Annotated in this window: 18 protein-coding genes and 4 pseudogenes; 10 read left to right on the top strand and 12 right to left on the bottom strand. The window is 41.4% G+C overall.

The genetic code is table 11. From position 1 onward, the window contains the following. Positions 1 to 52: 52 nt before the first annotated feature. Positions 53 to 361 (bottom strand): DUF2887 domain-containing protein, encoded by a 309-nt coding sequence (locus V7K36_RS12935; RefSeq protein WP_335116259.1) that lies wholly within the window; start codon positions 359 to 361, stop codon positions 53 to 55. Positions 362 to 438: 77 nt separating this feature from the next. Continuing rightward, a complete protein-coding gene (locus tag V7K36_RS12940) occupies positions 439 to 1,368 on the bottom strand; it encodes a carbohydrate ABC transporter permease (protein ID WP_335116261.1) in 930 nt (309 codons plus the stop codon). Positions 1,369 to 1,570: 202 nt separating this feature from the next. On the opposite strand from V7K36_RS12940, the gene V7K36_RS12945 reads away from it, so the two are divergent. Continuing rightward, on the top strand, positions 1,571 to 2,233 hold the full coding sequence (locus tag V7K36_RS12945) for a GIY-YIG nuclease family protein (RefSeq protein WP_335116263.1): 663 nt from the start codon (positions 1,571 to 1,573) through the stop codon (positions 2,231 to 2,233). A 648-nt stretch (positions 2,234 to 2,881) separates the two neighbouring features. Further along, positions 2,882 to 3,100 carry a helix-turn-helix domain-containing protein gene (locus V7K36_RS12950; protein ID WP_334946017.1) on the top strand — a complete coding sequence of 73 codons (219 nt, stop codon included), beginning with the start codon at positions 2,882 to 2,884 and terminating at the stop codon, positions 3,098 to 3,100. Here the strand turns inward: V7K36_RS12950 and V7K36_RS12955 are convergent. Continuing rightward, positions 3,033 to 3,215 carry a hypothetical protein gene (locus V7K36_RS12955; RefSeq protein WP_335116358.1) on the bottom strand — a complete coding sequence of 61 codons (183 nt, stop codon included), beginning with the start codon at positions 3,213 to 3,215 and terminating at the stop codon, positions 3,033 to 3,035. The genes V7K36_RS12950 and V7K36_RS12955 overlap by 68 nt on opposite strands. A gap of 81 nt (positions 3,216 to 3,296) precedes the next feature. Here V7K36_RS12955 and V7K36_RS12960 point away from each other — a divergent pair, with 81 nt between their 5' ends. From V7K36_RS12960 to V7K36_RS12980, 5 genes and pseudogenes are all read left to right on the top strand, one after another. After that, entirely contained in the window at positions 3,297 to 6,665 is a 3,369-nt protein-coding gene (locus V7K36_RS12960) for a tubulin-like doman-containing protein (RefSeq protein WP_335116265.1), read from the top strand. Between the two features lie 4 nt (positions 6,666 to 6,669). After that, entirely contained in the window at positions 6,670 to 8,334 is a 1,665-nt protein-coding gene (locus V7K36_RS12965) for an OmpA family protein (RefSeq protein WP_335116267.1), read from the top strand. A gap of 63 nt (positions 8,335 to 8,397) precedes the next feature. Beyond that, the gene (locus V7K36_RS12970) at positions 8,398 to 9,435 is read left to right on the top strand and encodes an ABC transporter substrate-binding protein (RefSeq protein WP_335116269.1); all 1,038 of its coding nucleotides are present in this window, start codon (positions 8,398 to 8,400) and stop codon (positions 9,433 to 9,435) included. Between the two features lie 66 nt (positions 9,436 to 9,501). Next, a pseudogene (locus tag V7K36_RS12975) lies at positions 9,502 to 10,303 on the top strand (ABC transporter permease). A gap of 24 nt (positions 10,304 to 10,327) precedes the next feature. After that, positions 10,328 to 11,107, top strand: a complete 780-nt coding sequence (locus V7K36_RS12980; protein WP_335116271.1) for an ABC transporter ATP-binding protein — start codon at positions 10,328 to 10,330, stop codon at positions 11,105 to 11,107. 223 nt (positions 11,108 to 11,330) lie between these two features. Here the strand turns inward: V7K36_RS12980 and V7K36_RS12985 are convergent, their stop codons facing one another. The 3 genes and pseudogenes from V7K36_RS12985 to V7K36_RS12995 all read right to left on the bottom strand — a co-directional run bounded on the left by V7K36_RS12985 (position 11,331) and on the right by V7K36_RS12995 (position 13,270). Beyond that, positions 11,331 to 12,185, bottom strand: a complete 855-nt coding sequence (locus V7K36_RS12985) for a phosphate/phosphite/phosphonate ABC transporter substrate-binding protein (RefSeq protein ID WP_335116274.1) — start codon at positions 12,183 to 12,185, stop codon at positions 11,331 to 11,333. A gap of 413 nt (positions 12,186 to 12,598) precedes the next feature. After that, positions 12,599 to 12,781, bottom strand: a pseudogene (locus V7K36_RS12990) (serine/threonine protein kinase); the annotation flags it as partial. A 165-nt stretch (positions 12,782 to 12,946) separates the two neighbouring features. Further along, complete coding sequence (locus V7K36_RS12995; RefSeq protein ID WP_335116276.1) at positions 12,947 to 13,270, bottom strand: DUF4278 domain-containing protein; 324 nt, start codon at positions 13,268 to 13,270, stop codon at positions 12,947 to 12,949. 386 nt (positions 13,271 to 13,656) lie between these two features. Here V7K36_RS12995 and V7K36_RS13000 point away from each other — a divergent pair. After that, positions 13,657 to 14,055 (top strand): annotated as a pseudogene (locus tag V7K36_RS13000) (IS5 family transposase); the annotation flags it as partial. A 47-nt stretch (positions 14,056 to 14,102) separates the two neighbouring features. Here the strand turns inward: V7K36_RS13000 and cas6 are convergent. From cas6 to V7K36_RS13025, 5 genes and pseudogenes are all read right to left on the bottom strand, one after another. Further along, positions 14,103 to 14,816 (bottom strand): annotated as a pseudogene (gene cas6, locus V7K36_RS13005) (CRISPR-associated endoribonuclease Cas6); the annotation flags it as partial. 222 nt (positions 14,817 to 15,038) lie between these two features. Beyond that, positions 15,039 to 15,161: a hypothetical protein gene (locus tag V7K36_RS13010; protein WP_335116278.1), complete on the bottom strand. Its 123-nt coding sequence runs from the start codon at positions 15,159 to 15,161 to the stop codon at positions 15,039 to 15,041. 111 nt (positions 15,162 to 15,272) lie between these two features. Next, a complete protein-coding gene (locus V7K36_RS13015) occupies positions 15,273 to 17,975 on the bottom strand; it encodes a type I secretion system permease/ATPase (protein ID WP_335116279.1) in 2,703 nt (900 codons plus the stop codon). After that, on the bottom strand, positions 17,924 to 18,706 hold the full coding sequence (locus tag V7K36_RS13020; protein WP_335116280.1) for a peptidylprolyl isomerase: 783 nt from the start codon (positions 18,704 to 18,706) through the stop codon (positions 17,924 to 17,926). Before V7K36_RS13020 ends, V7K36_RS13015 begins: the two co-directional genes overlap by 52 nt. Positions 18,707 to 19,224: 518 nt before the next feature. Further along, positions 19,225 to 20,022, bottom strand: a complete 798-nt coding sequence (locus tag V7K36_RS13025; protein WP_335116281.1) for a TIGR00297 family protein — start codon at positions 20,020 to 20,022, stop codon at positions 19,225 to 19,227. Between the two features lie 502 nt (positions 20,023 to 20,524). On the opposite strand from V7K36_RS13025, the gene V7K36_RS13030 reads away from it, so the two are divergent. Next, on the top strand, positions 20,525 to 20,956 hold the full coding sequence (locus tag V7K36_RS13030; protein ID WP_335116283.1) for a VOC family protein: 432 nt from the start codon (positions 20,525 to 20,527) through the stop codon (positions 20,954 to 20,956). Between the two features lie 56 nt (positions 20,957 to 21,012). On the opposite strand, the gene V7K36_RS13035 is transcribed toward V7K36_RS13030, so the two are convergent. Next, a complete protein-coding gene (locus tag V7K36_RS13035) occupies positions 21,013 to 21,648 on the bottom strand; it encodes an esterase/lipase family protein (protein WP_335116285.1) in 636 nt (211 codons plus the stop codon). 402 nt (positions 21,649 to 22,050) lie between these two features. Between V7K36_RS13035 and V7K36_RS13040 the strand changes: the two genes are divergently transcribed. Then, entirely contained in the window at positions 22,051 to 22,599 is a 549-nt protein-coding gene (locus V7K36_RS13040; RefSeq protein WP_335116287.1) for a hypothetical protein, read from the top strand. The last annotated feature ends 18 nt before the right edge of the window (positions 22,600 to 22,617 follow it).

Raw genomic sequence — 22,617 nt, forward strand, 5'->3', positions numbered from 1 at the left:
TTGTTATTAGAAAATAATCGCGCGATCGCTTCATATACAAAAGCTCTAGAATTCAGAAATGGCAAAAGTTTTCGGAGAGTGACAGAAGAGGGATATATTGATTTATATACAGGAAAGCTTCTGTTATTATTCGCCAGTAAATATCATTATCGCGCTGAAACTGTACCTCAACAAAATAGATTGTGTCTTCTGGGAAGTCAGGTTTGGGTAAGAATAAACCATCGATGCGACGTGCTAACTCTTTGATTTCTACTGAGGTAAATTGGTAGTGCAATGCCAGAGATGGGGATTGTTCCAAAATTTCAAATAACACACCTAGAAGAGTTTGGAATAAGGTGTAAAAAATCGTGTCTGTTTTCATTGAATCTCGATATTTGAATATTTTCAGATGATCGGAGATGATTTTTATAAATTTAATCTACTTAAATTAAGTCAATATTAGATTGTAATATTATCGTCCCCTTGCTGATTAATAATTAATCGCAAAATTGATAACCCCAAAATTATCAAAAATAACACTAGCCCAATCGTACAAGCATAGCTAATTTCCAAATTATTGAAGGCTTGTTCATATAGATAATAAACAATCGTTTTCGAGCTACTGAGTGGTCCCCCTTGAGTCATAATGTATACTTCTTCAAACACTTTGGTTGCAGAAATAGCCGAAATTACTGCCACTAATGCTAAATATGGCTTCATCAAAGGTATGGTCATATCCCAATGTTTGCTGATACCATCAGAGCCATCGATCGCAGCAGCTTCGTAGACATCAGCAGGAATTGATTGCAACCCCGCTAAATAAATCACCATGTAGTAGCCTAGTCCCTTCCACACGGTAACAGCCATCACGCTGGCAAGAGAAATTGGTACAATACCAAAAATTTTGGCTGGGCTAGTTAGCCAAGGAATACCTTCTGGAAAAAAACCTAAAGCTTTCAGGAACTGATTCAGTAATCCGTTTTCTGCATACAGCCATTTCCAAGCTATTCCCGCAACCACCATTGAAATTACCACTGGGGTGTAGTAGGCTGCTCTAAACCAATTCATCCCCCGCAGTTTCTGATTTACCAAAATTGCCAGCACTAAGGGAGCAATTACTAAAATTGGTACTACACCCACAAGATATAAAAAAGTGTTTTCCAAGGTTTTCCAAAAAACTGCATCTTTCCAAAGCTTGAAGAAGTTGGCAAAACCTATCCATTGTGGCGGCTGGGCAATATCTTCATAGCGAGTAAAGCTAAGGTAAAATGCTTGCAGTGCAGGCCAAAACACAGTTAAGCCCAAAAGAACCAAAGCGGGTAGCAAAAACAAATAAGGAGTTAGTCTTTGTTTGATAAATATCCACTTTTTAGGCGTTAATTGATTCATAGGAAGTCTAATAGCTGTTTTGGCTTTGTCAGAATCTTTAAGAGCAAGAATTTGGAGATGTGAGTAAATTTAAGCTTCAATATTTTAAGGGCATATATTTGCTTGCGTAAGGGTACCCCTACGGGGAAGCAAGCTACGCGTAGCGTCTGGTAGAGAAGCTCGTCGTAGACATCGCTAATTAATAACTCGGAGATCAACTGCAATGGAAACTCAGCACAACTCGCCAATTGAACATCAAAATGTCCCCATAAACCACCGTGGACTACATGACTTTTTGTACAGTTCCGACGACGAACACGCCGCCATTGAGGTGAGTATAACTCCTGAACTGGCAAACAATGGTACTGAAATCATTGACCTTCAGGTTTGGAGTGCGGCTGCTCAGAACGCGAAAATTGCAGGTGTTTACGCCGTATTGGACGCAGAACGCCGCACGCAGCAAATTGGCTATTCTCGGAATGTGTTGATTTCCTTAAATGGCCATGTCACCCAAAATGGTCAGCAAAAGTGTGCTTTTGTCCGCGTGCAAGCATTCAAGTTCCCGAAGCGTCAAGAAATGGAAGATTTGCGAGATGTGTGGATAGCAGAACTCGAAAGTACGCCACCTGGTAATGCTTCCGAAAGCGCAATGTGGGCTAGCACAGTAGGCGAAGCTACGAAGGCGGTAATGTCAGAGGTCCAACGTCAAGCCTATGAGGAGAAAAAGCTAAAACTGCGGAAAGCAATGGCTGACACAACCCTCTCTAAAGAGTCAGAAACAATAGATGCGAGTGAAGCCGAACGTCAGCGTCAACTTGAAGTTGCGGTGAAAAACGATGACTGGAGTGTAATCATCGACGCACAGACACAGGAAACTAAGTCTTAGGTGTCAATTAAATTAGTTGTTTGTATTGAGAAATTAGTGTTTAGTTTAAATCAAACTTAGATCGTAGCACTATAGTAAAGTTAATCGTCAAACCTAATTTCTCTTCAATTCCTATAAAAATTGGCATCCCATAGGCAAAATACTGAATCTAGGGACTTCCAAATAAAAAAATACCCAAGAACCAGAAAAATTACCTGAACCGCGCTCCGCTCCTGAATTCTGCTGTAAATTATTACTTTTTCAGCAATACCCTATTTAGGATCGCTGTTTGCCAATTTTTCGTTGCTTGAATTCAAGTTCAACATCACTAGACATCTCCAGAAATTAACAGGACTTACGCAAAAGGTAGTGAAAGCCTTGATTTACCGTAGTGGCAATTCATGAATTGCCACTACATTTCGTACTTGATGCGTAAGTCCTAATTAAATATGCGTTATCTAGAACCCTTGTAGAGACGCGAAATTTCGCGTCTCTACATTCTTTTTCGGAGATGTCTACTTAAAAAACTCCCTTAATCAAAGCAATAAATTTTACTATAAAAACATATTTCAGTGTATGTACGGTGGTTGTGCAGATTTAGCATGAATAATATGTAACAAAGAATATAGCATTAGCGACTTAAGCTAGTGAATCAAGTTTAGAAGTTAAATGACTATCAAAAAACCCTTGGCTATCAACCAGCCAGAGGTGGGGCAGATCGTTCGTGATCTGCGACTTTTGGCTGGGCTTACGCAAGAACAATTTGCAGCCACTCTAGGCGTTACTTATACCACGATTAATCGTTGGGAAAATAGACGCTCTAAACCGTCGCCGCTAGCGATGGAGAAGATTGAGAGAATGTTGGACGAGATGGGCGGTCAGGGCTAGGATTTACTGGCGAAGTATTTGCCGAATTAGTTCTGGCAGTAGGTTTCTTTAGAAGAGCAATGCTTGCTCGGTTTTGATGTGAGCGATCGCTTGTCGTCCGTGCAGATTCGCGCATAGCAACTACGGTTTGAGAATATTTACAGAATATGAATCCTAAAACTATATACAGTAACTTTAAGTAAAGTGAGTGTTACAAATGGCCGATTATATTGGAATGACTCCCACCGTAGTAATTGGACTGGGAGGAACAGGAAAGGAAGTTCTGATCAAAGTCCGCCGAATGATTGTAGAGACTTACGGCTCCCTGGATGCTTTACCTATTCTGTCATTTTTACACATTGACACCGAACAGAATGCAAAGGTTTCTGAACCACAGGTTGTGTTAAAGCAAGACATTTCACTTCGCCCATCTGAACAGGTGTGGGCCAAGGTGGAAGACGCTAAAGCTATTCTAAATAAGCTTTCTGCCTACGAATATTTAGCTGAATGGTTTCCCAGTCAACTCAAGGGCACTGATTCAATCCTAGCTGGAGCCGGACAAATCCGATCGCTGGGAAAGTTTGCCTTCACTTTGAACTACCAAAATATTAAAACTAGCTTCAATAACGTTAGATCCAGGATTGTTGGTCATGAAAAGTTTATGCTGGATCGTTGGGGAGTCCAGCTAGATAAAGGTGTCAACATTTTCATAGTCTGCTCTCTTTCCGGAGGGACTGGCTCTGGTATGGTGCTTGACATTGCCTATAACTTGCGAGATTGGGTTCCTCCTTCTGATTTGCCCCAATCCTCAGCTTATTTAGTGCTTCCAGGAGCCTTTGCAGGGCTTGGTGATCGGGTAGTAGCTAATGCCTATAGTGCCCTAATGGAGCTAAACCACTATTCGCGCAACGATACTCGTTTTCAAACTCAGTATAGCCCGAATCCGAGCGATCGCATCAGTTCCCAAAGTAGTCAAGACGTACCTTTTAACTTCTGTTACCTAGTTGGTAACAGCAACGATAAAGTAACTTTTCCTAGCCTCAACTCTGTTTTGGAAATGGTTTCCCAAAACATTTTTTTGGACTTTAGCTCTGGGTTCAGTCAATACAAAAAACTTGTCCGTGACAATATTCGCAAACATTGGGCTAGTCCTGATTCCAAAGGTTATCCTCAGAATTTTATTAGTTTCGGGCTTTCGAGCATTCAATTTCCTGTAGAGCGGGTTCTCAATGCTTGCGCCTTACGATTAGGAGGTCAGTTAATTACTTGGTGGTCTAACCCTACTCCCACTCCAGCGGCGATGCGTGATGTGATTAAAACAGAAATCCTGCCTAATCTACGATTAGCGGAATCTGAAAATGAGCATCAGTTACTCAACAGTATTAGCCTTGGCGATAATATGAAACCCTACAGCAAGGAAGTGGCTGATTGGGTAGCAGGCTTACGCAAACGTCGCAACGACCTAAATATTCCCTTCGAGAACCTACAGCGTTTCATATCAGTAGAACAAGATAAATACAAGTCTCACTTTTACGACAGTGATACAGACCCAAGGCGCTGGAGTGATTACTTTCAGAAGATGTGGGATAACCTGAGCCAACTGATTCCCCAAAAGCGCCAAGAACTGCGTCAGGTTGTCTACAAAATCATTGAAGACCGTTTTCGCGGGCCAAAATTTGCTCGTCATTTCCTAGAAGTACTTCTAGACATCTTTACAGAGTATCGTAGCCAGTTTGACCAAGACAGACAAAAAAACTGGTTGCCTAAAGAGCATTCTGCAACAAATACTTTACAAGTTCTACTGAAGCAGATAGATGACCATGCTAAACAACTCATTTATGCACTGAATCGCAAAAATCTGATTGATGAAGACTTCAGGGGAATTACACAGGCTTTTGAGTCGCTGTATATATCAAAAGTAGAAGTAAAAGCCCGGACATTGGCAGTAGATCTGTTGGATAGTTTGAAGGCAGAAATTGAGCGTTTGCTGGTAGATTTGACTGCTCTAGAACGCAACTGCGAGATATTGAAAGCTCGATTTCTCGATCAAGAACAAGCTTATATTCGTGAAACTGGAGTACTAACAGTTAACGGAATTTTAATTTATGACAGCAAAGATGTAGACCAAATTTATAACAAGACCATTGCCGAAAAGCAGGAGAACATCTGTCAGGTAATTTCGCAGCAGATATTGGGAGAGTTAGGGACAAAACTGTTTGATCTATACACTTTCGACAACTTGAGGCTCAAGGATTTGTTTGAGCGGATTTTGAATCGCTCTCTAGATGAATTTGTCGGCAGTGGTAAGATCCAAATCTCCACAGCTCGCAAGTTCCTGGAAGAATACCCAACTGTAGAACAGCAGGAAGCTCAGATTAAGACTATCTTTGAAAAAAGTGAGCCTTTCTTACGCTTCAGCCAAGAACAAGCTCGATTAGGTTGGGAAGATAGAGCCGAAAAGCGGCAAACTATAGTCGGTATTCAAGGCGGTAATAAACCTACAGATCCGGCTGTAAGTATAATACTCCCGATGATTCGCAAGACCAGTACACTTACTGATAAAGATATTCGTCCTTTAGGTGACTCTCACCACATTTACTTTGTTCAAGAAATAGGAGCCTTTCCTCTCAGGCTAATCGAGGGAATGGATCGGATGCGGACAGTTTATCGGTCTGTGTCTCAGTCAGACAAGAATCCTTTGCATACCCATCAGGATTATCGCCAGTTTCAAGACCATATGCCGGCAACTCAAGCTGAAGTCCAGGCGAAACAAAACCTGATTCTGGCTCAAATTTTTGGGTTAGTGGTTGAGGAAGAAAATTCAATTAGTAAATACTCGGAAATACGTTTTCACTATCAAGACAAATTGACAGGGTTAAAAAAGACCCAGGTTCTGGGAAATGACTGGCAAGAAGCCGAAGAATATCTTGTTAGTGACCATAATCGCAGAGTACGGGAGATTTTGGAAGATGTACTCCAAAATGTCGGTCAACAAGCGGTTACAAAAGCCGAAAAACAGGGGCTTTATCAAAAACTTATGGCACATCTGAGAGAACTAGAAAAGACTCTTGCGGGTGGTAAGGACAATGCTAACTACCGTAAGCAGGAAGTAGCGATCGAGGGTTACGTAAAGACTTACAGCTTGTTTATCGCTGCTGAGACTATATCTGCATCTGTACAAAAATCTGCTGAACTTCCCAAAACTTCACCAGCAAACTTTAAAACACCTGAACACCTGGATAGTAATTTGGAAAAGTTCACGAAGTTAGTAGAAACCTGTTACCGACGCGGCAATCCTTCTGAAACTCAAGTACAAATGCTAGAGCATTTTCGCCAAAAGTATGGCATTTCTCAAGCAAATTCTGACCAAATTATTGCTAAATTCTCCTGTGGGCATTCTCAGCAACAAGCTCTCTATGAGTATGGTTTGATGTATCGAGCTTTTCTAGAAAGCAATACTGAAATTGATTTTGAGCAACAGACACAGTTGCTTGAACTTCAAGAAGAATTAGGGCTGACTAACAAACAAGTTGCCACTATGGAAGCCAATATACAGGCAGAACTGGGATTAACAGAAGCGAGATAAAAAGATGCTAAACGAACACAACTATATTACTTGCTCTAAGTGTGGTCATGACCGTAACTCTCCAAGTTTAAAAAAGTGTGAAATTTGCGGAGAGAAGCTAATTCAGCAGAATTCATCTGTAAATAGTAACTCTAATAATCCATTAGTATTGATTTTAGCTATTGCTATTACTGCTGGTTTGGGCATAGGTGGTTTTTGGTTACTAAGTAAAAAATCATTCAACTTCATTCCGAATGTACAAAATAACATTAGTAAAACCGAACAATTAACTCTTTTAGGTGATACCTTTAGTGGCTACAGTACCTTTCGGAGTAAAGAGTTTCAATCTAACAAAGAATCGGGAGTTAACCTGCATTATGAGGATGAATTCGATCAGGCTAAACGATCTGATCTTTTGAACCAGGGGAAAGCTAACTTATTAGTAACGACACTGGATCAATTTCTCAAACAAAAACCTCAGGGGAAAATTGTCGGACTAATTGATCGCACAGTGGGCGCAGATGCGGTGGTTTTGAATACAAAAAAGTATTCTAACTTGAAATCACTTCTGGATCTTAATCTATTAATACAGCAGATGCGATCGCAGGGAAAGCAGTTGAGCATTACTTTCGCTGGTGATACCCCCAGTGAATATCTAGCTCTGATGCTAAGTACTAAATTTGATCAGTTCAAGTTGTCAGATTTTCAAGTGAATAAGGTAGCAGATGCATCTGTTGCTTGGAAACTTTTGCAAGACCCCAATCAAAATGTAGCAGTTGCTGTTCTCTGGGAGCCTTATATCACCAAAGCTCGACAGCAGGGGTATACAGTTGTCTTATCTAGTAAAGATGTACCTGGGGCAATTGTAGATGTGATTGTTGCCTCCAATCAGCTTATTCAATCTCAACCTGAGAAAATTTCCGAATTTCTAGCAGCTTACTATCGTCGCATTGATAGCAATCTTCGTGATACCTCGCAGTTCCAAAATCAGATTGCTGAGGATGGCAAACTATCACCCAGCGATGCAAATTTTGTTTTACAAGGTATTGACTTTTTTCCCGCTCTTGAAGCTAAAGACTGGTTAACAAATGGCACGTTAGAGAAACGAATTGGTTCTACGGCTGCGGTTTTGACGTTGGCAGGTAAACTGAATCAGGTTCCTGAGAATCCCAAAGATTTGTTTACCTCTCAGTTCATTACTAAGGCTGCGAGCAATAGCCAAAATCTGATTGACTTGGTGCGTGCCGATAACCCAGAACTAGCAGACAGACTAACAGGGAAAGGAAAAGTTATTGCCTCCAATAACAAACTCAATGCTAACCAAATTAAAGCTGCTCCTAATATTGGCAACTTGCAAGTACGAGGAGATGTGAAATTTGCCATTGGCTCTGCTGAACTTGTGGACGAGGGTAAGCAAACACTGAATCAGTTGGCTCAGGAAATTTCGGAATTCAACCTACAAACTGTAGCTGTGCGAGTAATTGGGCATACGTCTCAGATTGGCTCTGCTGACTTTAACCAAAAACTTAGCCAACAACGAGCGCAGGTAGTAGGTAATTATCTCCGTTTGCAAAATATCAAGCACAATATTGTGGTTGAGGGTCAAGGCTTTAGCCAACTGCTACCCGGCATTTCTCCAAATGACCCCCGCAACCAACGCACGGAAATTCGCCTAGTTCGGATCAATTAACTGAAGTCAATAATCCTAATTGAGTTGTTCAGTTTAGCTTGCAAATTATAAAAAGGAGACTTAATGAAAGTTCTGACCATACTATCTTGGTTTTGTATTTTTTTGGTCAGTTTAATAGTTACAGTCAGTTGTACTGCCTCCCAAACACCTACTTCAAACATTACTTCTAATCCGTCAACAACTAAGTCAATTCAAATTGGGTTTAGTGCTTGGCCTGGTTGGTTTCCTTGGCAGGTGGCTCAAGAACAAGATTTATTTACAGCTAATAAAGTCAAAGCAAATTTGAAATGGTTTGATGGTTATCTTGATTCCATCAATGCCTTAGCTACAACTCAACTTGATGGTAATAGCCAGACTCTCAATGACACCATCAGTTCAGTGGCGGCTGGAGCAGATTTGGTAATTGTGCTGACGAATGATAATTCTCAAGGCAATGACCAAATTATTGTGCGACAAGGAATTAATTGTATCAAAGACTTGAAAGGTAAAAAGGTGGCAGCAGAAGAGGGAACGGTAGACCACTTTTTATTACTATTAGGATTAGAAAAAGCAGGTTTGACCCAAGCAGATATTCAGTTTCAACCTTTGGAGACTGGTGCGGCGGCGGCAGCTTTTACGGCTGGTAAATTGGATGCAGTTGGCGTATTTGCTCCCTTTACTAGCAAAGCATTATTACTTCCTGGAAGTAAGACTTTATTCTCTTCTACTGACTTTCCCGGTGCGATTTCTGATCACTTGGTGGTTACACGCAAGATGATTCAAGAACGACCCCAGGATGTACAAGCTTTAGTGAATACATGGTTTGAAACCCTCAAATTTATCGCAGCTAATAAACAGAAGGCAACAGAAATCATTGCCAAACGAGCGGGCACTAGTCTAAAGGAATACCAACAATACGAAGCAGGTACTATTATTTTCACCTTAGAACAAAATCTTAAAGCCTTTGCTCCTGGTAATGACAGAACTTCCTTATCCTTCACCGCTAAGGAAATTAGTAAGTCTCTATTAAAAAGTGGTCTGATTAAGCAGAAACCAGACTTAAGCAAACTATTTGATGACCGCTTTGTCAAAGCCTACGCTGATAAAGCTGGAAAGGTTTGAGGATGTTATGGGTAAGACATATGGAGGAGCAATCGCATGAGTCAATCTACTGATGTTCAGCCGCAAATGTTACCACCAACAGTATTTTTGCGGATTGCAGAAGATATTCCTAAAAGATTGACTGGGATTTTGGTCATTCTGTCCCTTGTCATGCCGATCTGCTTGTGGTGGATTGTCTCTAGCTGGGTTGCCACTACGCCTGGAACTAATTCTATGTTCCTACCAACCCCTGTACAAGTTTTAGCGGCAATTCAGACACTCTGGTCAGATGGAACATTGCTCAAAGACATCGAGTTCAGTATGTTTCGGGTGCTAACTGGTTTTTTCCTAGCAGCAGTCATTTCAATTCCTGTGGGGACACTCATGGGAACATTTGCTAGTGTGCGTCTTAGAACCGATCATTGGCATCATTCGCTATATGCCTGCGCCTGCCTTCATTCCACTGCTAATTTTATATTTTGGCTTGGATGAACTGCCAAAGATTCTACTGATTTTTATCGGCACCCTTTTCTTTAATACGTTGATGATTATGGATGGGGTGAAGTTTATTCCCAAAGAATTGATTGAAACTACATATACCTTGGGAGGAAGGCGCAATCAAGTTTTGTTACAGGTAATTTTTCCCTACCTCCTGCCTGCGATCATTGATGCCTGTCGAGTGAATATGGCAGCAGCATGGAACTTAGTTATCGTAGCGGAACTAGTAGCAGCAACCGAAGGATTGGGAAAAAGAATTAGTGTTGCTCAACGTTTTCTCAGAACTGATGAAATCTTTGCTGGACTAATTGTAATCGGTTTAATTGGTTTGGGAATTGACTTGTTATTCCGACTATTACTGAGAGTTTCTTGTCGGTGGGCAACGAAATAATTTGTCTTTTATAACTATAGGTTTATGCATCTAGAAGTTGCTAATCTTCATAAACAATTTCAAACCCACAACGGTATAATTGTTGCCCTCAAAGACATCAATATCCATATCAAAGAAGGTGAATTTGTCTGTGCTGTCGGGGCATCTGGCTCAGGGAAAACGACTTTATTACGCCTGATTGCGGGACTTGATACTCTCACGGCTGGGGAAATACGGGTTGATGGAGTGAAAGTCACAGGTCCAGGAGCAGACCGGGGTATGGTGTTTCAAAACTATTCTCTCTACCCCTGGATGACTGTAGCAGATAACATTGGCTTTGGGTTAAAGCTGAGGGGCGTACCCAAGCTCAAAAGGCAACAGCAGGTTTCTTACTACCTAGATGTGATAGGCTTAACTCAATTTGCTAAGGCACTACCCAAAGAACTATCAGGAGGTATGCAGCAGCGAGTAGCGATCGCTCGTGTTCTAGTATCTCAGCCTAAAATTCTCCTCATGGATGAACCCTTTGGTGCCTTAGATACCCAAACAAAAGAGATGATGCAACAATTTCTTCTGGAGTTGTGGAGAAATACAGGTACAACTATTTTTATGATTACTCATGATGTTGAGGAAGCAGTTTTTGTATCACAGCGAATTTATATCCTCACCTCACATCCTGGAAGCATTAAAACTGAACTAATTATAGATTTACCCATTGAGAGAACCTACCATATCAAAAGAAATTCTAATTTTAAAGAGTATAAAGAAACTGTGCTAGAGCTAATGCGTTTTGAAAATGGAAAAAATGTATTTACAGTAGCGTAATCACAATAAAGCGCTTAATCGCAAGCGGGCAAACCCTACAACTTAAATTGGAGATGCTATACCTCCACGCTTAATTAACGTGAATTCGATGCCTCATATAGTGTTGAACAAAAGACCTCTCCCTGGTTTTAAGTAGTAAAACCGTCCCTCTCCGACTCCCAGAGGGACAGACTTGAACTTTAGTTCAACGCAGGGAGGGTTCGTCGAACTCACGTTAATTTACTCAAAATAAACGAACAGGCTTTTTTTGCAGCTTGGAACTAATCGAGCTTACCCGATCAACCAGAGAAATCATGTATTTGTAATCTGGTACTTGTCCATTGGGTACATACCCCACTTCTTGAGCTAAACTTGAAGGCGAATCTCTGATCACTTTGCGGATAAACTCTTGACGGTTACGTTCTATATTAGGCCCAATTAAGACCACACCTAATGGTACATAGTGAGGGTCTTTAAATAGTATGCGGAATTCGGTTGGGTCTAATTGTGAACCGTAGAGACTCAATTCAGCCTCCGAGACAGCACAGGCGATCGCTTTTCCTTGTGCGACCAATTCTAGCGCGGCTTGGGGTGTGGGTGCAAATAGTATCTGTGCCAGTGTTGTACCATAAAGATTGTAAAGAGGAAAATAATATCCTGTTGCGGAACCTAACTGACCTAAAGCCACTATTTGACCTTCTAGCTGTTTTAAGTCGGATATTGGATTGTCTTTGCGAACAACGAAAATTGAACGCAAATTACTAATACCTATTAAAGGAAATAGGGGAACATATTGGTAGTGTGCGATCGCGATCGCCGCTAAACCCGGTGGAGCAAATACCAATGACCAAGCACGAGCCTCAAGGCGCTCAACCGCTCTATTTTCATTAAAAGCAGGCTCTAGCTGAATATATGTATTTGTCTTTTCACCCAAGTAACTATTGAATTTAGCATATTGGTTAATTATCTGTTCGCCTCCACCATAGTTGATAACACCAATAGTTAACGTGCCCTCAAACTTTTTTGTTGGTTGGCAGGCAGCAAATGTCAAACCTAGCAGATTAAACAGAAATAAACGACGGGGAAATCGCACAAACATCACTAATTATGGTTAAGGAAATAACTTGGCTTTCAGGGCTAATTTAGATAAGTTTGACTGCTGCCTAAATAGGTTATATTACAGCAAAAAATTAATATTTATTTAAATATTCTTGAAATGCTTTCTAACAGGTATAAATAAATATTGGACAAACTCAGAAACCAGCTTCGTTGCTTAGGTTATGTTAAACAACATTACGTTAAAAAAAGTACTAATATCTTGACGGGCTGCAAAAACAAGACTGACTACTGTAAAGGCTGTGCTAAAGGCAGCAAGAGCCATAAAACCTTTCAACATTTAAGAAACACTCCGCTGAATATTATAATATGCAGAAAATTATAAGATATAAGCGTCCGAGGAAAGCGATCGCATTTCCTATGGATGTTAAGAAACATTTCTGTTTCTTAGAAGAGGGTAAATAGCCGTCTGGCAGTTTCGAGAAATTCAGGGCTACGAGTGACGGGCTTTAGGTGTTTAACAACGCATTTCGGGAAACCTGGCCGATGGGTATCTTGGGCTATGTAGGTTTGACCGAATCCACCTCTACCTAAGACCTGGAGGACTTGGTAACGTCCGTCTAATAAATGTCCTAACATTGTCTCACTTGCCTAAGATCCTCAAATTAATCTTGGCACAACTACCAGCTTTGGCAAGGTTTATTGAGAAAGAAAGTAGGTAGCTAGTGCTGAAATTCCAAGGTTTTTTGAGGATTGTACTATAAGTTCATGACTTTTTAAACTTCAGATCCGCTTGCTGCTATATTATTGTTGAAGCTTTAATAATTCCTCAGAAATCGGCAGTGCCCCAACTTTTGAAGTGCTTGCTGGTTGACAGACTACGGTAACTTCTTCCTGTGCAGTTTTATTTACAAAGTAGGTAATTCCCCGAAAGCTCAATTTATCGGCTAGTGGTGCTAGAGGAACTTCCGCCGGTTTGGAATTCGGATCAAGACTATAAGTAACGCCACAGTACATTAGATTATAAGCTAGCCCAAGTTGAGGAACTGGCTCAAAGGGCTGTTCTGTTTTATTGCTAACCTTGCTTCGGTCGTATTCGTAGTTTAGACCACGATAGTAAAGTTTCATAATTTTCGCTTTCTGAATAACTGTTGTTCAACAATGCCAATGAGTTATCAGAGCTTAATTGGAGAGTTATGCAAGAGCTAAAAAAACTTACATTTTTTAACTATAGTAAAGCAACGATCGCATGGTTTATCCTGGCTCTCTGGTTAAGAGGATGTTTTAAAAGTATTATTGCTAACATCAAAAGCTCAGAAACCTACCCCCCTAGTGCGTGTTTTCAAACTCGTTATATCCTAAAAAATAGGCGATCGCAGACAGGGTGAGTTGATGAATCGAGGAGGCTTAAGTAACGAACAGTGGGAGAGGTTAAAACTGCTACTGCCACCACAAAAACCCAAAACGGGTAAACCAAATCATGAGCAGACGCTCGTTCCTCGCTAACGCTACGCGGCATCCTCTGGATACTCAGAACAGTGGCACCGTGGAGGGATATGCCAGAACGTTATGGAAAGTGGGAGAGTATCGCAACGCGGTTTTACCGATGGCAAAAAGCCGGAATTTGGAACCAAATCTTGGAACATCTGCAAGCGATTACAGATGAACAGGGAAACCTTGATTGGCAGGTTCATTATGTCGATGGAACAGTTGTACGCGCCCTTTACTCACGCCGCAGGTGGAAAAAAGGGGGCGACGAAGATGAGAAACTAGGTCGTTCTCGCGGTGGGTTCAGTACAAAAATACACATCCGTTGTGAAGGTAAAGGCAAACCAATAACTTTTCTCCTCAGTCCAGGTCAACGCAACGAGTCCATTTTTCACAGAACGCATATTGATTCAACGCAGGGATAGAAATATAATCAGTTTTATTCATAACCTAATTTGTGTAAAAGAATAATTTATACTCGGCGTACCATTCCCATCGTTGTTTTCCGCCCCAAACCTGCATACAATGCATAATCTGCTAAAGCATTAATTTGCTTAATTGCGATCGCTTCAACATCACCCAAAATCCGATAGCTAATTCTTCCAACACAACCTATAAACTTACTTTCATAGTTGCTCACAACCTCAGTATTTATATCAAAACCGCTTGAATAAATTGATTCAAGGGGAATACTAGAAATTTCTATCCCACTGTATTTATTCCAACGACTCAAAAGGCTATTGAACACACATTCTTTGATAGGAAGGACATTATCATATCCACCTTGACGAAATGATACAGGTGTAGTAAAGGTGAAATTGAGAGTGCGATCGCTATCTGATGCTTGCTCGTACAATTGTGCGTAGGTGCAAGCATTTGCCCAAGGTTGAGTTGATTGTGGTGTGCCTTGAATACTAGTAATACACAAGTTGGCAGAACCTAAATGCCAAAGGTGATTGGAGTTTAAATTTAGCCACAATGGGGTTAATTTTTGGAATAAAGTGTGATCAAGCAGGGAAATACGCCACCAGCAAAGAGTACCAGCCACGATAGGTTTTTGATGACTAAATTGTAACGTGTAGTAATGTTGCTTATGTTGTCGTTGTATTTGCAGTGGCGAGAGAGTGAAGGCTTTATCTGCGTTGGAGGAGTGTAGATAGTCCTCAGAATTATGGTTTAGATGTGTCTTCTTGACATCCTCCCTGACGTAAACGTACAGGGATTCCTAAGACTCACGACTTAGGTTTCTGTTTCCTTCCCTTACGGGTTTTTCGCAACTGCCCTTTAAGCTTTTGCTCATCGGGTCTTAGGTTCGCTCCACAGACTGCAACTGCGAGTCCCGCTAAAGATGAAATCCAAACTTAATTGCAAAATTAGGCAAATATTCGCGTTATGACATTAGATTTTATTACCCCTGCTTCGAGCAGTTGTTTGTTGTACTGGGAGCTACAGCGTTTTGTAATATTAAGTCTGGTTTGATAATGGCGATCGCTTTACTAGCAAAGTTGTTGGTTTCATTGCTCTCAGTCACATTTCCTGCACACTTAAGAAGCGAATGGAGTTAGGCTCCATTCGCCAAAGACTATCCTTAAGCCGCTTTCTAGACATCAAGTAGGCACAAGTTAAAAGCTAGTTAAATCTACTAAATGTTTGCTTGCTGCCGTTGATATAGTGACCAATACAAACCCTTTTGTTGCAACAACTGTGAATGAGTACCACGTTCGGCAATCACACCTTGCTCCAATACCAAAATCAAATCAGCACGTTTGAGGGGGGCAAAGCGATGAGCAATCAAGAACACGGTACGATTAGCGGAAACTTTTTGCAGGTTTTGCAGTACTTGTTGTTCAGTTTCACTATCCAAAGCGCTGGTAGCTTCATCCAAAACTAAAATCGGCGCTTGGGAAAGAAATAGCCTTGCTAGGGCAATACGTTGTCTCTGTCCGCCAGATAAAGCGGTACCACGTTCACCAACATTGGTTTCGTAACCGTAGGGTAATTGACTGATGAAGTCGTGGGCTACTGCTAATCTTGCCGCCTCTACTACTTGCTCTGCGGTAATGTCGGGAGTACCGAGAGTGATATTTTCCAAAATGGAACCGTTGAATAAAAAGTCTTCTTGAAGAACTACACTAACTTGTTGCCGCAGTGAAGCTAAATCGGCACTTTTAATATCAAAACCATCAATCAGGATGCGTCCTGATTCAATTTGATAGAGGCGTTGCAATAGTTTAGACAGGGTACTTTTACCAGAACCGCTACGTCCGACAATGCCAACAAATTGCCCTGGTTCGGCATTGAAAGAGATTCCCCGCAGAATTGCTTCAAAGTTGGGACGGTAGCGGAAAAATACTTGCTCGAAGGTGACTTGTCCTTTCAGGGGTGGTAAAACTAAGCCAGTTCCCAGTTCGGCTTCTGGAGGGACGTTGAGAATATCACCAATGCGATCTACAGAAAGTAGCACTTGTTGGAGGTTTTGCCACAACTGTACTAAACGCAAAAGTGGGCCTGTGACTCTACCAGACAGCATTTGAAACGCAACTAGCTGTCCGATTGTGAGTTTTTGATCGATGACTAACTTGGCACCAAACCAGAGAATCAGCATGGTGGACAAATTGGTAAGAAAGTCACCAATGTTGCTGCTGATATTGGAGGTAGTAGAGGCTTTAAAACCTGTGCGAATGAAGCGAGCAAATAAGCCTTCCCAGCGATCGCGGGCTACTGGTTCTGCTGCATGGGCTTTAACGGAGTGAATCCCGGTGATTGTCTCCACTAGAAACGATTGACTATCGGCACTCCGGTTAAAGGTTTCGTTGAGCCAGTTACGCAGAATTGGGGTTGCAACTATCGTCAATGTGGCAAATAGCGGCAGTACTGCTAAGGCCACAAAGGTGAGTGGGATGTTATAGTAAAACATCAATGCTAGGTACACCACAGCAAAGATGCTATCTAGAATCACAGTTAATGCTGTACCTGTGAGAAACTGACGAATTTGTTCAAGTTCCTGGACTCGTGCTATTGTGTCTCCGACGCGCCGCGACTCAAAATAAGCCAAAGGCAGACGCATCAGATGGCGAAATAGCTGTGCTGATAAACTCAAATCCAGACGACGGGCTGTATGGGTAAAGATGAATAGGCGCAGAATGCCCAGTATCGACTCAAATATGGCTACACACAAAAGTGCGATCGCCATCACATCGAGAGTCGGCAAACTCCCCTGCACCATCACTTTATCAATGACGACTTGGGTAATTAGCGGTGTTGTTAACCCCAAAAGCTGCAAGGTAAAAGATGCTAACAATACTTCTGTTAGCAATCCCTTATACTTCAAAACTGCTGGGGTGAACCAACTGAGGTTAAATTTTTCTTGCTGGGATATCAGTTCTACTTGCCACAATTGTCCATCCCAAGACCCCTCAACTATCGACTGCGGCAAGCTTTCACAAGTCCGTTCGGGATTTAGAGGGTTAGCGATAATTAGGCGATCGCCCTTAACTCCATAGGCCACCACCCAAGATGGACTCTGGGGTGAGTCAGAATTCCACAACAATAAAGCTGGAAATGACAGCTGTCGCAACTCACCCCAACTCACTTGTAACCGCCGCAACACTAACCCTAACTTTTCTGCTGCTTCCACAACCTGTTTTGGGCGTTGTCCTCTGAGTTGACGCTGCACCCATTCCAGTTGCACAGAATTTTCTAACTGTTGCGCCACCATTGTTAAACAAGCAGCAGCGCTGTTCCAACTGGCAACAAACGGATAATTTGAGACGATGAGATTGGCGGCTGGGAGTCCTCTTTGGGGTTGGAGGCTGTGGGGGCTAGAAGTCCCCTTCGAGGCTGGCGGTAGTAAAGGAGTGGAAGAGAAGGAAAATGTCTCCTTTTCTCCCTCCATGCCTACTGGTAACACTTGCCAGAACTCCCGAATTTGTGGGTGAGAAAATTCTGCCCACAGCGCAGTATCCCAACACACTACTATCACTTCTTTACTAGCAGCTACAGCTTTAAAATCTGTAGACACCTTTTGTAAGTCACCAAACCAATCCCCCACTTCTAGGGCTGCTAAAGGTTTGCTAACCCCTTCTTCTCGTAAGCGGACTTTCCCAGCCACAATTAAGAATTGATAACCGCCAACATCGTTTGACCAGATTTTTTCTCCAAGACGATACTGACGGGTTTGGGACTCATTTTGCAACTTGGATTGTTGTTCGGGAGTCAGCCAACATAGCGGTGGCTGATTCCAAGGCAAAGAAGCTAGCACTTTTAATCGTAAAGATTCATTATCCAGAATTTTTAACTCACTTGTAATTTGACTGTCAGTTTTTGAATTTTCTCTGCTAGCCATTTCTCAAACAACTCATTTTGTAGTGCTTGCTTTAATTGAGTATCTTCTAAAGACGCGGGCAGAAATTGTTCTACTCGAAACAAACCATAAGGCCCTTCTCCTTGGGGAGAGTCTTTGCCAACGATTTCTATTGGTCCTACCAATTCTCCAGGACTTGCCACATCAATAGCTGCCCGTAATATATCCGGCATACTGCCTCGGCTGATGATTCCCATCATGCCGTTCACAATTCGGTCGTCTGAAAGTGAATACTCTTTAGCTAGTTGCTCAAAACTACCTCCTTCTTCAATTTGGGTTCGGAGTTCGTCTGCCAATTCTCGATTATCAACAACAATTCGGCACAGTACTAACCGATCCAAAAAAATTTTGCGTTCCATAAAATATTCTTGAAGTTTTGGTTCGGTCACTACAGCTTTCAGCTTTTCTAACTTGTAACCAAAACTAACCGATGTGTAAAAGCTAGCGTAATCTGTGTTATTGGTTTTTAACCACTCTTGAAAAGTTTGGGGATCAGTCAGTTGATTTTTCAGCCTAAAGTCAATTATTGCCTGTTCAGTTATTGCTGTACCAATCTCAATATCGTCTCGGATTCGGATTTCTTCCTCAATTACGTACTGGCGGAGAACATCTCCAATGAACTGTCCTAATTTTCCAGAGGCTTGCAGATACTTTACTGCTTCCTCAATAGAAATTATTTGGTCATTGATTGTCAAAAATGATAAAGATTCCATAAACTTTTTATGTGAAAATGATTAAACACCTATAGAACTTTTAAATTAAATCATATAGAGATCATCTGGTGATTGATGGATAAATATGATAAAGATTCTATGAACTAATTACATCTAAATGCTCAAAAAATTATATAAACAAGAATTCAGAAGTCAAACAGGCTTTGAAACGAATCGTTGTGTACTTCACCTTCCTTGAAATCTGCTGTGACTAGGAAATAAAATAATTTGCCATGATTAGTTTTACGGTCTAGCGGCGACAAAACAGGATTGAAAATATTCAGTTGTCAGGCAAAGCAAGTTATGTAAGCAAATCTTTATGGATTCAGAGAAATAATCAGGTAGGTAGATAGGCAAAAATAAACCAAAGTATATTAAATATTGTTTATTGCCCGTTTTCTACGCCAGTTACTAAAAGTCGAGCTACTGCCTTGCTTTTGTTACCAAAGTTGTCGAAACTGACGTAGAAAAATCGTCCCATACACGACCTTAATCAGTAATTGTTTATGCTCACAGGTTTACTTAATAATACTTATCCATGTCCAGGCAAGTAGCACAGCCGCGATCGCACCGATTAATGTATTGAAAATATTTACTACTTCATTGGTCAGCCAACTATACTTAGATTGCAGTGTTGCCCCAATTACACTCTCTAAGTTGGTGGCAATAAATGCCGCCAGCACACACCAAGCCACTCCCAATAGATCAATTAAACCAACTCCCCAACCAACAAATGCGATCGCTACAGAAGCCACGATCCCAGCTAAAGTTCCTTCCAAACTTATCGCTCCTTCTGTACCGCGAGGCACTGGTTGGAGTGTGGTAATTAGAAAGGTGCTTTTACCATATGCTTTACCAACTTCGCTAGCAGTGGTGTCAGCCAGCTTGGTACTGAAACTCGCTACATAGCCTAACAACAATAGGGACTGGGGATTAGTTGCTAGAAATTGAGGACTAAGTACAATAAATCCCGAATTGATCAACCCTACGCCTAAGGCACATAGCGCCCCAGTCAAAGCCGAACCCCAAACATTTTCTGGGCCTCTTGCCCCAGAACGCTTTTCGGCAATTCCTTCTGCCTCCTTCTGCGCCATACCGATGCGGGTAACGCCAGAACCAACCAGAAAATAGAACATTACTATTGCATATCCTTGCCAGCCTAGAGTTACCCAAATTAGGATGGACAGAAACCAGGCGTGGAATAATCCAGCAGGGGTAAGCAGCTTTTTCGGAGCAATCCAAGCTAAACCCAATAGAATTGTGTTTAATCCTACTGCCACCAACCAGGGATTTACAGAATTAATTAAGGATGACATCAGCTAATCATGAGTAATTTTGTCTAAACATCAACAGAATAACGAATTTGTCATGCTTAGTGCTTAATCTCTGATACCTCCCCAGCTAAAGTAATATGTTTGTATTATTAACTGAATAGCGTCGGCGTAGACTTGAAAGCTGAGTGCAAAACCACAAACAATATCTTAGATATACACTGCAATATTGACTAAAGAACGTGGATTAAACAAAATGCAAAACTTCTGTGTAGTTGGGTGGATTCTTCGAGTACCTAACGCATCCAAAGCACTCTAAAAAAGTTGTAAGTTATTAAATCTACGTTCCTAAGCCTCTGCCCATGCAAACGTAAATTAGTATAGCTGGATGTCCAGCAACTCAAGTGTTACTCAGTCCCCAATCTTAGTCATCAGGATAAAGGATATAAGTTAATGTCAATTAAAACTGTGTTCAAGTTGACCACAATTAAGACTTAACAGCATAAATTATAGATAGCATCAACCCCTAGCCTTTTCCACACAAGCTATGAGCCAAACTTTATTCCATCTTGCTTTCCCTGTGACTGACATTGCCCAAACAAAAGCATATTACGTGGATGGCTTGGGCTGTATTCCTGGTCGTGAAAACCATCACGCCCTGATTCTCAATCTCTACGGTCATCAATTAGTGGCTCACGTCACCAAAAAACCATTGATACCGCAAAACACAATCTATCCCAGACACTTTGGGCTAATTTTTACCCAAGAACGTGATTGGCAAGACTTACTAGAAAGGGCAGAACAACAACAGCTACTTTTTCGGGAAGGAACCAAAAATCGCTTTGTTGGTTCTCCTCTTGAGCATCGCACTTTCTTTTTAGAAGATCCTTTTTATAACCTAATGGAGTTCAAGTATTATCGTCACGCAGAGGCGATTTTTGGGAGTTACGAACATACGCAAATTGGGGATAGGACTTAAGAAATTCAAAATTCAAAATTCAAAATTAAGAAATGCAAGCGTGGGGAGCATTCTAGCTACTGACTGGATTTTTTGTTCAGCAAGGGTAGCTTAATAGGCTTTGCTAAAGCTGCTGCGACTACTGCTAAACTCCTGGAGTCTGTCAGCATCCAAGGGTGTAGAGCAACTGGTACTATTACTTCGCGTCCTACAGACATTTGTGAACTATTCCCTGGGACAATCATCAAATCATAAGGTGTCCAGATAGACGTAAAATCTAGCTGCCCCAATATTACAGCATCAGAATTTAAATCCTTGATAAAAATGCTGTCAGGGCGCATTTGTATACAACCAGGACGCCAGGAACCATAAGCAACTACAGTTCCATTATGGGGCGAAGAGATGGTGATAAACCTCTGTACGCGGTTAATTCCTCCCAGTCGCTGGACATAGTAACGGCTGACAATTCCTCCCATGCTGAAGCCTACTAAATCTAGGCGTTGTTCTGAGGCAAAGGTGGTTGTAACATAATCAGCTAATTGCTTTGCCAACTCATCCAGACCCACATCACCATTATTGGGAACCAGATCCAAGCTATATACAGACCAACCCCTTTGTATGAGATATACCCTCATTTTATGGAAAACTGCCTCTGTGTCGTCAAGACCGTGTACCAATAACACAGGATTGCGCTGCTGATTTTTAGTGTTCATCTCTAAACTCTGGCTGAATTAAGTATGTAAAAAATATAACTAAGTAGCGTTGCTACCTACCAACAGGCTATGACACTCCTCCCACTGGTTGAAAGTTAACTGCTTGCTTCACTTCAATTAGATATTTACCAAACAAAGAAATGTTAATTTTTGTCAAGCTTGCTTTCAGAATCTTGCTCTTAGCTACAGTAAAATTTAATAATTAATTCTCGGTGTGTACAGGTTGCAAGTGTCTGCAAGAAAACATTTGCCCTATAGATTTACTACAATGTTGATTAAGCACAAGCCTATAAGCGTTGTCACTATAACGATGTGACGCCAAGCAAAAAATGTAACATTTTGTCGTAATTTTTAATAATTACGGTCGAGTTCTAAAAAAGGTAAAAGGCAGGAGTAATTGTAATGGATTTTCTCAAAAAGTTAATTTCGGGTCTTCAGGGTTTTCTTGGCGGTATTCTGGGTTTCATTACCGGACTGTTACCAGGCAAGAAGAAAAGCAACGGCTACTTCTTAGAACTGGACGAAGCCAAAGATTCTGTCAAAGATGCTGCTAAAGAGGTAGCATCGAACGCAAAAAAAGTCGCAGAAACAGTTGCATCGAATGCTAAGAAAGTAACGGCAACAATTGGATCAGAAGCACCAGCTTCATCGAAGCCAGATTCATTGAACGGAACAAAAACCGCCGCAGATGAGGCTAGGGCAAAATCAGCTAAAAATCCCAAAGCAGCCGATGTGCAACTAGTCCAAACTGCTGAAGGTCTTAAAATTGAACCTGGCAATAATGCAAAAGCAGCAGCAGCCAAAGTACTCAAAGAGCAGCCAACTGAAACCACCTTTGCGCCAAAATATCTTGCTCCTTCGACTACTAGCTCTAATGGTCGTCGTCGTCCAGGAGCGAATATGAGTGCTTACTTAGAGATGGCACGTCAGGTTAAAACGCCTAACAATTGATAGAGGACGTAAATTTAC

The organism is Nostoc sp. (genome assembly GCF_036919555.1).
In the GTDB taxonomy this organism is placed as follows: domain Bacteria; phylum Cyanobacteriota; class Cyanobacteriia; order Cyanobacteriales; family Nostocaceae; genus Nostoc.